At 43.8% G+C, this 13,088-nt stretch carries 11 protein-coding genes; all 11 read right to left on the bottom strand.

Annotation, left to right across the window (positions count from 1 at the left end; all coding sequences use genetic code 11):
• Nucleotides 1-6 precede the first annotated feature (6 nt).
• Entirely contained in the window at nucleotides 7-1,011 is a 1,005-nt protein-coding gene (gene ftsY, locus UFB30_RS05575; protein WP_322420704.1) for a signal recognition particle-docking protein FtsY, read from the bottom strand.
• 12 nt (nucleotides 1,012-1,023) lie between these two features.
• Nucleotides 1,024-4,584 carry a chromosome segregation protein SMC gene (gene smc / locus UFB30_RS05570; protein WP_322420703.1) on the bottom strand — a complete coding sequence of 1,187 codons (3,561 nt, stop codon included), beginning with the start codon at nucleotides 4,582-4,584 and terminating at the stop codon, nucleotides 1,024-1,026.
• Entirely contained in the window at nucleotides 4,584-5,330 is a 747-nt protein-coding gene (gene rnc, locus UFB30_RS05565) for a ribonuclease III (RefSeq protein WP_322420702.1), read from the bottom strand. Before rnc ends, smc begins: the two co-directional genes overlap by 1 nt.
• A 157-nt stretch (nucleotides 5,331-5,487) precedes the next feature.
• Nucleotides 5,488-5,721 carry an acyl carrier protein gene (gene acpP, locus UFB30_RS05560; protein WP_039808828.1) on the bottom strand — a complete coding sequence of 78 codons (234 nt, stop codon included), beginning with the start codon at nucleotides 5,719-5,721 and terminating at the stop codon, nucleotides 5,488-5,490.
• A gap of 59 nt (nucleotides 5,722-5,780) precedes the next feature.
• Nucleotides 5,781-6,524, bottom strand: coding sequence for a 3-oxoacyl-[acyl-carrier-protein] reductase (gene fabG, locus UFB30_RS05555; RefSeq protein WP_322420701.1), 744 nt, complete (start codon nucleotides 6,522-6,524; stop codon nucleotides 5,781-5,783).
• Nucleotide 6,525: 1 nt separating this feature from the next.
• The gene (fabD, locus tag UFB30_RS05550; RefSeq protein ID WP_322420700.1) at nucleotides 6,526-7,467 is read right to left on the bottom strand and encodes an ACP S-malonyltransferase; all 942 of its coding nucleotides are present in this window, start codon (nucleotides 7,465-7,467) and stop codon (nucleotides 6,526-6,528) included.
• Nucleotides 7,468-7,482: 15 nt separating this feature from the next.
• Nucleotides 7,483-8,463: a phosphate acyltransferase PlsX gene (plsX, locus tag UFB30_RS05545; RefSeq protein ID WP_322420699.1), complete on the bottom strand. Its 981-nt coding sequence runs from the start codon at nucleotides 8,461-8,463 to the stop codon at nucleotides 7,483-7,485.
• A gap of 1 nt (nucleotide 8,464) precedes the next feature.
• Nucleotides 8,465-9,037: a transcription factor FapR gene (gene fapR, locus UFB30_RS05540; RefSeq protein WP_322420698.1), complete on the bottom strand. Its 573-nt coding sequence runs from the start codon at nucleotides 9,035-9,037 to the stop codon at nucleotides 8,465-8,467.
• 363 nt (nucleotides 9,038-9,400) lie between these two features.
• Nucleotides 9,401-11,473, bottom strand: coding sequence for an ATP-dependent DNA helicase RecG (gene recG / locus UFB30_RS05535; RefSeq protein WP_322420697.1), 2,073 nt, complete (start codon nucleotides 11,471-11,473; stop codon nucleotides 9,401-9,403).
• On the bottom strand, nucleotides 11,445-12,332 hold the full coding sequence (gene sdaAA / locus UFB30_RS05530; RefSeq protein ID WP_322420696.1) for an L-serine ammonia-lyase, iron-sulfur-dependent, subunit alpha: 888 nt from the start codon (nucleotides 12,330-12,332) through the stop codon (nucleotides 11,445-11,447). The genes recG and sdaAA overlap by 29 nt, the downstream gene beginning before the upstream one ends.
• 35 nt (nucleotides 12,333-12,367) lie before the next feature.
• Nucleotides 12,368-13,030 (bottom strand): L-serine ammonia-lyase, iron-sulfur-dependent subunit beta, encoded by a 663-nt coding sequence (sdaAB, locus tag UFB30_RS05525; protein WP_322420695.1) that lies wholly within the window; start codon nucleotides 13,028-13,030, stop codon nucleotides 12,368-12,370.
• Nucleotides 13,031-13,088 lie beyond the last annotated feature (58 nt).

Raw genomic sequence — 13,088 nt, 5'->3', positions numbered from 1 at the left:
GCTCTTTCACTCATCCTCTTCATCAATCAGTTCTTCTTTATCAACGAGATCAGAGAAGAGGCCATATACATACTTTTCTGCGTTGAACGGCTGCAGGTCATCCATTTTCTCACCCAGACCTACAAACTTTACAGGAATACCGAGTTCTTTTTTAATCGCAAGCACAATGCCGCCTTTCGCTGTTCCATCAAGCTTGGTTAACACGATACCTGATACATTTGTTGCTTCCTTGAAAATCTTTGCCTGGGTCATTGCATTTTGACCTGTCGTTGCATCAAGCGCCAGAAGCACTTCGTGCGGCGCACCTGGGATCTCACGTTCAATGACGCGCTTGACTTTTTCAAGCTCCTTCATCAAGTTTACTTTATTCTGAAGGCGCCCTGCTGTATCACAGATCAATACATCAGCTTTCTTTGCACGTGCCGAATGAACAGCATCATACATAACAGCTGCAGGATCAGAGCCTTCGCTGTGCTTGATGACGTCAACACCAACACGGTCTCCCCAGACTTCAAGCTGCTCGATTGCGCCTGCACGGAAAGTGTCCCCTGCTGCGAGCACAACTTTTTTATCTTCTGATTTGAATTGATGAGCAAGCTTCCCAATTGTTGTTGTTTTACCAACACCATTCACCCCTACAAACAGGATGACAGTCAGTTCATCCTCCTGCATATTCAGCAGCTCATCTGGCTCTTCACCATCATAATAGATCTCAACAAGTTTTTGTGAAATCACACTGCGGATGCCTTCAGTATCTTTAATATTTTGACGTTTCACTTCCATCTTCAGTTCCTCAACAAGCTCCATCACGGTATCAAAGCCTACATCTGCCTGAATCATAATTTCTTCAAGCTCTTCAAAGAAATCTTCATCTACCGTTCTGTAACTTGCAACAAGGTCATTCAGTCTTGAAGTAAAGCTGTTTCGTGTTTTCGATAAACCATCTTTATATTTGTCAGTTGCAGTATCCTGCGTCGTAAATTTTTCTTTCAGTTTCTTAAAAAAACTCATGCCCTGTCCCCTTTAATTCATATTTATTTGCTCTTCAAGCTTAACAGATACAAGCTTGGATACACCTGACTCCTGCATAGTAACACCGTATAATACGTCCGCACCCTCCATTGTTCCTTTACGGTGAGTGATCACGATAAATTGAGACTGCTCACTGAACTGATGCAGGTAATCGCTGAATCGCTGAACATTTGCTTCATCAAGTGCGGCCTCTACTTCATCAAGGATACAAAACGGCACAGGCCGTACATGCAGAATTGAAAACAGCAGTGCAATCGCTGTTAAGGCACGCTCTCCTCCTGATAACAGACTTAAGTTCTGGAGCTTTTTGCCAGGAGGCTGCGCTACAATATCAATACCTGTTGACAACATATCATCCGGGTTTGTCAGCTTCAGTTCAGCATGTCCTCCGCCAAAGAGCTTCTGAAAGACACTTGAAAAGTGCTCCTTCACCTGATGGAACGTATCACTGAATCTTCTCGACATCTCTGCATCCATTTCCTCAATCACAGAAAGCAAATTCTCTTTTGCTTCCTGAAGGTCGTTCTGCTGGTCGAGCAGAAACTCATATCGTTCGGACACACGGTCATATTCTTCGATTGCGCCAATATTGACGTGGCCAAGCTCTGAAATTGACAGCTTGATCAGCTTCACTTTTGATCTGGCATCAGCCGGTTCCATTTGTAGAGGGTACTCTTCTTTTGCGGCGTGGAAGGATAATTCATATTCTTCCTGCAGCTTATTTAATCTGTAATCTATATCAGATGACAGCTTTCCGGCACTCAGTTTTAATTCATTGATCTGTTCAAGCAGACCATGATGGATTCTGCTTGATTCTTTATAGGAGGCTGTCAGTTCCTGAAGTTCTATTTCAAGTGCTTCACGCTGCTGCTTAATGTCATTGAGCTTTTTAGATAGCGCCAGGCTTTCATCCTGCTTCGTCTGGATCTGACTGTGAAGCTGATCTGCCTGTCCTTCTCCTGATGACATCTCTTCAGTCAGCCATTTCAGATCTTCCTTGGACCGTTCATATTTTTCGTTTATTTCTGTTTTCAGCAGTTCAGATTCTCTCAACTCACGTCTAATTTGAGAGGCTTTCTCTTCTGCAACAGCCAGTCTCGCCTGAAGACCGGATTTCACCTCAACCATTTCATCCTTTGAAGACTGCTGTGTTTCTCTTTGCTTCGTCAGGTTTTTAATCATCTGATCCAGCTCAGCAAGCTGCATTTCCGCTTCTGCGGCATGCCTCTGCAGTTCAACTGCTTTATCCTCAAATGAACCCTTTGAATGAGTGAATTCAGCCATTTCGAGGTCATACAGCTTCAATTGCTCATCAGCCTGTCTGATCGCAGTTTCCACTTCACGGAGATCTGCTTTCAGCTCTGCTTCCTTCACCCTTAGCTGCTCACCTTTCATCCGGTGAGTATCCATCTCGTGCTCAAATTCAGCAGCCTGATTTTTCAGACTTTGGACTTTCTGCTCGAGCTTCACAGCAGTTTCTTCGTAATTTGGAATCTGACTGCTCAGCTGATCCAGTTCGTTTTTCCTCGAGAAGATCGAAGAAGTCTTTTTAGCCTGAGAGCCACCGCTCATTGAACCTCCCGGATTAACGATATCTCCCTCAAGTGTGACAATGCGGTATCTGTACTGCAGTATTTTCGCAAGTTCATTTGCACCCTTTAAAGATTTAACAACTACTACGTGACCCAGCAGATTTTCAATCACCTGCTTATACTTGCTGTCAAACGCTACAAGATCAGAAGCAGCACTGATAAAATCATCATGCTCTGACGCTCTTGTAATCAGAGATTCCGGTAAAGTTCTTGATTTTATAACCGACATCGGAAGGAAGGTCGCACGTCCTGCACGACTTTGCTTCAGGAATTGAATTGCCTGCCTGGCATCCGCTTCATTTCCTGTAACAATACTTTGCATGGAAGCACCCAGTGCTGTTTCAACTGCCGTTTCATATTCTTTAGGGACATCAATCAGCTCAGCGACAGCACCTTCAATCCCTTTTAATTTGCCGCCACGGTTTTTAAGTACTTCTTTAACTCCCTGATAAAAGCCTGAAAACTCTTCTTCCATCGATTCCAGCATGGATTTTCGGGACTTCGCCTCACTGACAAACTGATAAGCTTTATAAAGATTCTTTTCTAAATCAGCCAGTTCCGCTCTGATGTCATCTCTTTTTTTCACAGCAGTTTTATAATCCGCCGCAGTTGCAGTCAGTTCATCCGTTATTTCTTCAGCTTTAGCGTTCAGCTTTTCATGCTTCTCATTCCATTTTTCACGCTCTTCAATGTAGCGCGCATTAGTCCCGGTCAGCTTTTCAGCTCTTTTATGCTCCTGGTCACGCTGCTGATTCAGATAATTTAATTCATTTTGAATGGTTGTTTTGTTATTCAGCGTTTCAAAGTAATCGTTTTTTGCCCTTTCAAGGTCCTGTTCAATTTGATCTATTGATGTGCCAAGAACGCTGTCTGTTTCAGCGATCTGTTTTTTAATTTGGGCAATGTCTTTTTTAACTTCTTCAGCAACCTGCTCTTTTTGAGTGATTCTTTCTGTCACTTTGATGAGCTGATCATTTAAATCTTTAACTTTCTGTTTTAACTGATCTTCATTCTGATCAGCATTTTTCTGTCTTTCAATTAATACCTGGCGACGGCCCTCCAGCTGCTCTGCTTCTTTTGTAACAGTCAGCAGAGTGGATTGAAGCTCTTCAATGCTTTTTTCGCAGACTGAACGTTCTTTCTGCTTTGCATTCAGTGCTTCATCGTCCTCATCGAGTTTCAGCCTGAGCTTTTGTTCGTGTTCTTTGACTCTGATCAGTTCAGCTTCCTTGGATTCCCACTCAGCTGTCATCTCTTCCGCTTCATAAGCGAGCAGCCCGGATTCAGTCTTTTTAAGATCATCTTTATAAGCCAGATATTCCCGCGCCAAAGAAGCCTGCTGTTTCAGAGGCTCTACCTGGGCACTTAATTCATGAAGAATATCCTGCACACGGTACAGGTTGTCCTGCGTTTCATCAAGACGCTGGTCGGCTTTTTTTCTCCGGCCTTTATATTTTAATACGCCTGCTGCTTCTTCTAAAATGACTCTTCTCTCTTCAGGTTTACTGTTCAGAATCTGATCCACTCTGCCCTGTCCAATGATTGAAAAAGCTTCTTTTCCTAATCCTGAGTCAATGAAGAGCTCTGTAATATCTTTTAATCTGCAGGCAGAACCATTTAATAAATACTCACTGTCACCTGTACGGAAAACACGGCGTGTAACGCTTACCTCTGCATAATCAAGCGGCAGTGCTCCATCCGTGTTATCAAGTACAAGTGATACTTCAGCAAAATTCAGCTGTTTTCTCGAATCACTTCCTGAGAAAATGACATCTTCCATTTTCCCGCCGCGCAATGATTTGGCAGATTGTTCTCCAAGTACCCATCTGATTGCCTCAGTAATATTACTTTTTCCACTGCCGTTAGGTCCAACAACAGCTGTAACACCTGGCACAAAGTCGATCTGTACTTTCTCGGCAAAAGATTTAAAGCCGAGCACTTCAAGCTGTTTTACATACATTATTTATTCTCCCGGCTTCCTGACTTTTTTAAATATACAAGCGCCTGCTCGGCCGCATGCTGTTCTGCCTCTTTTTTAGAGCGCCCGGTTCCTGTACCAAGTTCTTCATCTCCAAGCTTTACTCTTGAGACGAATTCACGGTTATGGGCAGGTCCTTTTTCTTTTAATATTTCATATTGAAGCGTACCTGAATGATTACGCTGAATAAACTCCTGAAGCTGACTCTTATAATCCATCACATGCGAAAAAGCACCGGTATCTACTTTAGGGAATACAACTTTTTCAAGGATCTGCCTCACTGGCTCCATTCCCTGATCAAGATATAACGCACCAATAAATGCTTCAAACACGTCAGCAAGTAATGCTGGTCGCATTCTGCCGCCTGTCTGTTCTTCCCCTTTACCAAGCAGAATTAAATTACCAAAGTCCATTTCGTTCGCAAAAATGACCAATGAAGGTTCGCATACGATGGCCGCCCGTAATTTCGTCATCTCCCCTTCACTCATAGAAGGATATTTGTTAAACAGATAATGAGAAACTGATAATTCAAGTACAGCATCACCCAGAAACTCCAGTCTTTCATTATCCTCATAAGGCTTTTTACGGTGTTCATTCACATATGATGAATGAGTAAATGCCGTCATGATTAATTTCTGATTCTGAAACTGGATTTGATGTTTCTCTTGAAATTCTTTGAACTTTTGTTCTAATCCTCTTGAGTATTGCTCTCTTTTATATTTACCCACTCCGACTTCACCTTGCCATTCATATTCATTTTCATTTTCATTTCAACATGATCCTGCTGTACGTTTTTTGCCGCAGTCCTTATGAACACCATTTTAAATACAAAAGCTTGGCATGAAGGAATCATGCCAAGCGTGTAGAATGGTTCGTCCCGGCTGATTACATTTTGCTTTCTATGTAACTCACTGCGTCTCCAACGGTACCAATCTTTTCTGCATCTTCATCAGAAATTTCCATATCAAATTCATCTTCAAGCTCCATTACTAATTCTACTACATCAAGAGAATCAGCACCAAGATCTTCCTTGAAAGAAGCTTCAAGCTTAACTTCAGATTCATCCACACCTAAACGGTCAACGATGATTTTCGTTACGCGGTCTAATACTTCTGCCATGTTCGTTCACCTCCCTTCAAGTATTATAGTGTAAAACAGCGCTGATTAAAACAGGCTTTTTACATCACCATTCCACCATCTATATGAATCGTCTGGCCTGTAATATAATCCGAATCTTCTGATGCTAAAAAGACAACTGCTTTTGCGATATCCTCAGGCTTGCCAAAACGGTCAAGCGGGATCATCTGTTTCATTGATGCCTGGACATCTTCAGCAAGTTCACCGGTCATATCTGTTTCAATAAAACCAGGTGCAACAGCATTCACGTTAATCCCTCTTGCAGCAAGCTCTTTAGCAGATGTCTTTGTAAGACCAATCACGCCCGCTTTCGAAGCAACATAATTTGCCTGTCCTGCGTTACCCATCACACCGACAATAGATGACACATTGATAATTTTCCCTTTACGCTGCTTCATCATCGGACGTGCAGCTGCTTTTGTTGTCAGGAAAACACTTTTCAGGTTAATATCCATCACCTGATCCCAGTCTTCTTCCTTCATTCTCATCAGCAGGTTATCTTTTGTAATCCCTGCATTGTTCACCAGAATATCAATACTGCCGAATGTGCTGACAGTCTCTTTCAGCATCGCCTGAACATCATCAGCGTTTGATACATCTGCTTTAAATACAAGCGCCTTCGTTCCGGCCGCTTCAACCTCTTTAGCTGTTTCCTTTGCTTTTTCTTCACTGCCGCTATAGTTCACGACTACATTTGCTCCGTTTTTAGCGAGCTCAATCGCAATCGAGCGGCCAATCCCCCGTGAAGCACCTGTTACGACGGCTGTTTTGCCTTCTAATTTCATGTTATTCTCCTCCAAGCTTCTGCAGTGCCAGTTCAAGTGTTTCCTGATCATACACCGGATACACTGTCGCTCTGCGATTTATTTTTTTCACAAGACCGGATAATACTTTTCCCGGACCCGCTTCAATAAATGTATCTACACCAAGATCAATCAGCTTTTCAACTGTATCTTCCCATAGAACAGGTGAATAAAGCTGTGTCACTAAAAGCTTTTGGATTTTATCCGCTTCAAATACTGCATCAGCTGTAACATTTGCGATAACAGGAACTGAAGCATCTGAAATTGTGATGTTTTGCAGTTCACCTTCAAACTTTGCAGCAGCAGGTTTCATTAACGAAGAATGGAAAGGTCCGCTTACATTTAACGGAAGGCACCTTTTAGCGCCGCGCTCTTTTGCAAGTGCCGATGCCTGCTCAACACCTTTTGCAGTGCCTGAAATAACGATTTGCCCGGGACAGTTCAGATTAGCCAGCTGAACAGCCTCACCATTTCCTGTTACTTCATCCGTTACCGATTTCAGTGCATCACGGTCCATCCCAAGCACGGCCGCCATGCCGCCTGCTCCATTTGGTACAGCTTCTTCCATTAATTCACCGCGTTTTCTTACAGTCTTCAATGCGTCCTGAAAAGATACAGCATCCGCTGCAACAAGTGCGGAATATTCACCTAAGCTGTGCCCGGCGACATAATCCATATGAATGCCTTTTTCCTTCAATACATTTAAGATCGCAATGCTCGCAGTCAAAAGAGCAGGCTGCGCATTTGTTGTTTTTGTTAAATCTTCCTGGGGACCTTCCTTCATCAGTGTGACAAATTCTTCACCAAGGATAGCTGAAGCCTGATTAAAAATCTCTCCCGCCGCATCATAGCTTTGCGCGATTTCATTCCCCATTCCAACTGTCTGGGCGCCCTGGCCCGGAAATAATACTGCAATTTTCGCCATCAGAAAAACCTCTCTTTATTGATTTAATGATGCGGATATCTTTCCGCTTACATCATTTTCAGCCATTGTATGGGCCTGCTTGATTGCATTATATACAGCTGTTGCATTGGAAGAACCATGCGCTTTTATGACAGGCGCATTCAATCCGAACAACCCTGCACCGCCGTATTCAGTATAATCAAGCTTCCCTTTTAACTGTCTTAAATCATTTTTAACAAGGCCTGCTGCAAGCTTGGTTTTGACTGATGATGTAAATGTCTCCTTCAGCATGCCAAAGAGTGCCTGCGCAGTCCCTTCAATCGTTTTTAACACCATATTCCCAGTAAAGCCGTCTGTAACAACAACGTCACTTACACCGTTCAGCAGATCACGTGATTCCACATTCCCGACAAAATTCAGGCCTGATTCCTGAAGCAGTGCGTATGCCTGTTTCGTCAGGTCATTACCTTTACCTTCTTCAGTACCGATATTCAGCAGACCGACTGTCGGGTTTTTAATTCCCCTGACCTGTTCAGCGTAAATACTGCCCATAATTGCATATTGAAGAATATGTTCAGGCTTCGCATCTGCATTTGCTCCGAGATCCAGCATAACAAAACCCTGACCGTCGATTGTAGGGAGTGTAGGTGAGAGCGCAGGACGGTCGATCCCTTTTATTCTTCCTACGACGAAGAGCCCGGCAGCCATTAATGCACCGGTGTTACCCGCTGATACACAGGCATCTGCTTCTTTATCCTTTACAGCCTGCGCCATCAGGACCATTGAAGCATTTTTCTTTCTTCTGACCGCTCTGACAGGTTCATCCGTTGAGAGTATGACTTCATCTGTATGTATGACTTCAATATTTTTTTCATTACCCAATAAAGGCTGAATTTGTTTTTCATCTCCATAAAGCCTGATGGTTAAAGACGAATTTCCGGCTGCAGCCTTAACAACCCCCTTTACAATTTCTCCGGGAGCGTGATCCCCGCCCATAGCGTCTACTGCAATAATCAATTTAATCTTCCTCCTTTTCAGCAGATGAACGGTACATCTCAAATTCACCTTTGAATACAATTTCCTTGCCGACTGAGGACTTCACCTCAACAATTGTTCTGCGTCCATCATTCCTGATGGCTTTTGCTTTTGAAATTACCCGTTCACCGGAACGTACAGGCTTGCAAAATTCAATGGACGCCTTAGCAGTCAGTGCAAGGTCGTCATTGATCAGGGCAACAGCAAGTGAGTTTGCCTGCGCAAACAGGTGGTGTCCCCTTGCAATATTGTTTCTCTGGAAGACATGCTCTTTTTGCACATCCAAAATAGAGATGGCGTGATCATCAAGCTCCACGTCAATAATTTCCCCGATTACTTCATCAATCGGTAATGACCTTACTTCATCTTCAAAGGTCTGTTCAGCTACATGCTTGATACGCTCTCTCAGTTCCGGAATTGACAATTCCATACGGTCGAGCCGGATCGTCTGAACGCTGACATCAAAAAACCTGGCAAGCTCATCATCCGTTACAAATGGTGTTTCCTCGATTTTATTCGTCAGTTCCGCCTGACGCTCTTTTTTTGTGCGTTTCATTTCCTCACCGTCCGATACTAACACTTGGTACTAATAGTAGTATATAAATAAATAGTCCTTTTTGCAAAGAATATTGGAGAGACGGTGTTAAGGATTTAATTTATCTATAAAAAAGAACCTGGGACAAATCAGTCTCAGGTTCTCTAATTCTAATCGTTCCACTTCACTTCAGGCGGACGCTTTCCGGACGGTTGTTGCTGAGCCTCCTCGGCTGCGCCTGCGGGGTCTCAGCTTCCAACTAATCGTCCCGGAGTCGCCGCCTTACGCTCCGCTACACTCAGAATTCATATAACATAGTTATGCCATCTACAAACGTTATATAAATCTATTCATTATTCATATATATACGTATTAATTTAAAAATTAATCCAGCTTTCCGCCGCTGATGACTCCTTCTGCCTGGAGGTAGCTTCGCAATGGTTCGTATTCTTCGTTGTGCCAGAATGCATCGCTTTCGATCAGCTGGTGTGCGTCATCTCTTGCGGTTTCGAGTGCTCTGTAATCATGTACCATGTCCGCTACTCTGAATTCAGGCATTCCGCTTTGTTTGCGTCCGAAGAAGTCGCCGGGGCCTCTTAGCTCAAGATCTTTTTCACTGAGTACGAATCCATCATTTGTCTCAGTCATGATTTTCATCCGTTCTTTACCGACTTCGTTCTTTGGATCCGCCATCAGAATGCAGTATGACTGATCACTTCCCCGCCCGACACGTCCTCTCAGCTGATGCAGCTGGGAGAGTCCGAATCGTTCTGCATCATAGATCAGCATCACAGAAGCGTTAGGCACATTAACCCCTACTTCTACTACTGTCGTGGAGACGAGGATATGCGTTTTATTTTCAGCAAACTGCTTCATGATTGCCTCTTTTTCTTCAGGGTGGAGCCGGCCGTGCATTAATCCCGCTACATATCTGCCTGCATAATATTGAGTGAGCTGCGCGTGGACGTCGATCGCGTTCTGAACATCCAGCTTGTCAGACTCTTCGATTAATGGACAGATCACGTAAGCCTGCCTGCCCTGAGCCAGCTCTTTTTCGATAAAACTCAATATCCGGTTCATCATGTTTTCTTTTACCCAATATGTTTCGATCGGCTTTCGGCCTGCGGGCATCTCATCGATGATTGATACATCCATTTCACCGAACACTGTGATTGCAAGCGTTCGAGGTATCGGTGTAGCTGTCATAAATAACACATCAGGACTTTCACCTTTTTCACGGAGTACCCGCCTTTGCTGAACACCAAACCGGTGCTGTTCGTCTGTAATTACCAGTCCAAGGTTCTGAAAATCCACCTCATCCTGAATCAATGCATGCGTACCGACGAGCAGATCAATTTCTCCCTGTTTCAGCTGTTCAAGTAAAAGCTTTCTTTTCTTTCCTTTAACTGAGCTTGTCAAAAGGGCAACATTTACATCTGTCTCAGCAAACAACGCTGAAAGTGACTCAGCGTGCTGTTCAGCCAGAATTTCTGTTGGCACCATCAGCGCTCCCTGATACCCTGCTGTAATGACAGCATAAAGAGCGATTGCCGCTACAACTGTTTTACCTGACCCAACGTCACCCTGGAGCAGACGGTTCATTCTAAATAGTGAAGTGAGATCTGTAAATATTTCCTTCAGCACTCTTTTCTGTGCGCCTGTCAGCGGGAAGGGTAGCTGATCTGTAAACTCCCTCAGCTTATCAGCGTCATATTGAAAGCGGACACCTTCCGACTGTTCCCTTTCAACTTTTCTTAAGCCCTGCATTTTCAACTGAAAATAAAAGAATTCTTCATAAACGAACCTTCTTCTCGCCTGCTTCATACTTTCAGGTGAAGAAGGAAAATGCATTGCATGAAGCGCTTCTTTCCGATTAACTAATTTATATTTCATCAACAGCGGTTCTGGTAACGTCTCTGTCAGGGAATCACTGTAAAGCTCAAGTGCCTGCTTAATAAACTTTCTCAATGTCCTGTTAGTCATATTACCTTTGAGGGGGTAAACAGGCGCGAACAGCTCTTCCTGAACACCTTCTCCGAGCTTATAAGTCTGTGCTGTAATCAACTGTCGCTGTCTGTCCCACTTACCTGTGACCGTAATTTTATCGTGCAGATTTACTTTCTTTTTAAGATAGGGCTGGTTGAAGAAAGTCACTTTTACACTATGAGGTCCGGTCAGCAGCCTGAATGTCAGCCTCGATTTTTTACGCCCATAAAATTGAAGGGCAGGTTCACTATGAACACTGCCTTCAACGGTTACGCGCTCCTCATGAGCAGCTTCTGATAAGTCTTTCAGCCTGAAATCATCATACCGGTAAGGCAGATAATTAATCAGGTCTGATACTGTATGAATACCCATATCAGCCAATTGAGATCCTGTTTCTTCACCGACTCCCTGCAGCACCGAAACTGGTTTCAACAATGGATGATCAGGATTTTTTATCAAGAGAGAATCCAAAAATTTTCGCCTCCAGCTCCCGGCCGGTAGGTGTCGCTGCCAATCCGCCCTGAGCTGTTTCACGTAAGGCTACCGGCATTGTCTGGCCGATTTTATACATTGCGTCAATGACTTCATCACACGGAATTCTGCTTGTCACACCGGCGAGCGCCATATCCGCTGCTACCATTGCATTTGCTGCTCCCATTGCATTTCTCTTCACACACGGAACTTCAACAAGACCTGCAACCGGATCACAAACAAGTCCAAGCATATTTTTCAGCGTAATCGCCATCGCTTCAGCGCATTGCGCAGGTGTTCCGCCCGCCATTTCAGTAATTGCTGCTGCCGCCATTCCTGCTGCAGAACCAACTTCTGCCTGACATCCCCCGGCTGCACCTGAAATGGATGCATTATTTGCCACTACAAAACCGAACGCGCCTGAAGTGAAAAGAAATCTGAGCTTTTCTTCACGCGTAGGATTCAGTTTGTTCTGAACAGCAAAAAGCGTGCCCGGCACAACACCGGCAGATCCGGCAGTCGGTGTTGCACAGATTGTACCCATCGCCGCATTCACTTCATTCGTAGCAACCGCTTTACTGACTGCATCAAGCAGCAGTTCTCCTGAAAGTGATTTACCGGATGCAATATAATTCTGGATCAATACTGCATCGCCGCCGGTTAAACCTGAATGTGATTTAACCCCTTTAAGCCCGCGTTCGACTGCTTCTTCCATAACAGTCAGGTTTCGATCCATCGTATCGAAGACTTCTTCACGCGTCTTGTTACGCACTTCCATTTCCTGTTCAATCATAATGTCTGAGATTTTTTTGTTATGTGTTTCAGCCAGTTCAACCAGCTCTGCAACATTTCTAAACATGTTAACCCTCCTAGATTGTAAGCGCTATCACTTTTTTAATCAGCAATTTTCGTTACCTGTGTAACTTCAGGCAGCGCTTTTAGCTCCTCAAGCAATGCATCTTCGATATGCTGATCCACTTCAATTGTCATTAATGCCATTTTGCCGACATCCTGTCTTGAAACATCCATTTTCCCGATGTTCATTTTATGTCTCGCTAACACAGTTGAAACTGCTGCTACAGCGCCAAAGCGGTCTTCATGCACAACGAGAATAGCCGGATGGTGTCCTGTGAGACTCAGTTCAAATCCGTTTAATTCGATGATTTCAATTTTCCCTCCACCGATTGAGATCCCGACAAGCTCCATTTCACCGTTCTTATCCCCAAGCTTAATTCTTGCAGTGTTTGGGTGGTCAGTCAGCGCTTCTTCTTCGCGTATTTTAATTCTGATACCTTTTTCTCTGGCAATTCTTTTTGCTTCAATAATTCGCTCATCATCTGTTTCAAAGTCCATGATTCCGCCAATAATCGCAACGTCTGTTCCATGACCTTTATAGGTTTTGGCAAAAGATCCGTAAAAAGAAATGTTTGCCCATTCAGGATCCCTCCCAAAAAGCTCCCTGGCCATTTTTCCGATTCTTGCTGCTCCGGCAGTATGAGAAGATGAAGGTCCAATCATGACAGGACCAATAATATCGAATACACTTTTGTATTTCATTGCTGTTCCCTCTTTCATACAAACAATTTTTGACACTTCAAAAAAATAGAAGGGCCCT

Origin of the sequence: Jeotgalibacillus haloalkalitolerans (assembly GCF_034427455.1) — a bacterium.
In the GTDB taxonomy this organism is placed as follows: Bacteria; Bacillota; Bacilli; order Bacillales; family Jeotgalibacillaceae; genus Jeotgalibacillus; species Jeotgalibacillus haloalkalitolerans.
This window is presented reverse-complemented; position numbering and strand designations above follow the sequence as displayed.

What these genes read in the sequence shown, in the direction of transcription:
- sdaAA (WP_322420696.1), bottom strand. Translation starts at nt 12,332, where the DNA reads ATGTTTAGAAATGTTGCAGAGCTGGTTGAACTGGCTGAAACACATAAC.
- ftsY (WP_322420704.1), bottom strand. Translation starts at nt 1,011, where the DNA reads ATGAGTTTTTTTAAGAAACTGAAAGAAAAATTTACGACGCAGGATACT.
- acpP (WP_039808828.1), bottom strand. Translation starts at nt 5,721, where the DNA reads ATGGCAGAAGTATTAGACCGCGTAACGAAAATCATCGTTGACCGTTTA.
- fapR (WP_322420698.1), bottom strand. Translation starts at nt 9,037, where the DNA reads ATGAAACGCACAAAAAAAGAGCGTCAGGCGGAACTGACGAATAAAATC.
- sdaAB (WP_322420695.1), bottom strand. Translation starts at nt 13,030, where the DNA reads ATGAAATACAAAAGTGTATTCGATATTATTGGTCCTGTCATGATTGGA.
- fabG (WP_322420701.1), bottom strand. Translation starts at nt 6,524, where the DNA reads ATGAAATTAGAAGGCAAAACAGCCGTCGTAACAGGTGCTTCACGGGGG.
- fabD (WP_322420700.1), bottom strand. Translation starts at nt 7,467, where the DNA reads ATGGCGAAAATTGCAGTATTATTTCCGGGCCAGGGCGCCCAGACAGTT.
- smc (WP_322420703.1), bottom strand. Translation starts at nt 4,584, where the DNA reads ATGTATGTAAAACAGCTTGAAGTGCTCGGCTTTAAATCTTTTGCCGAG.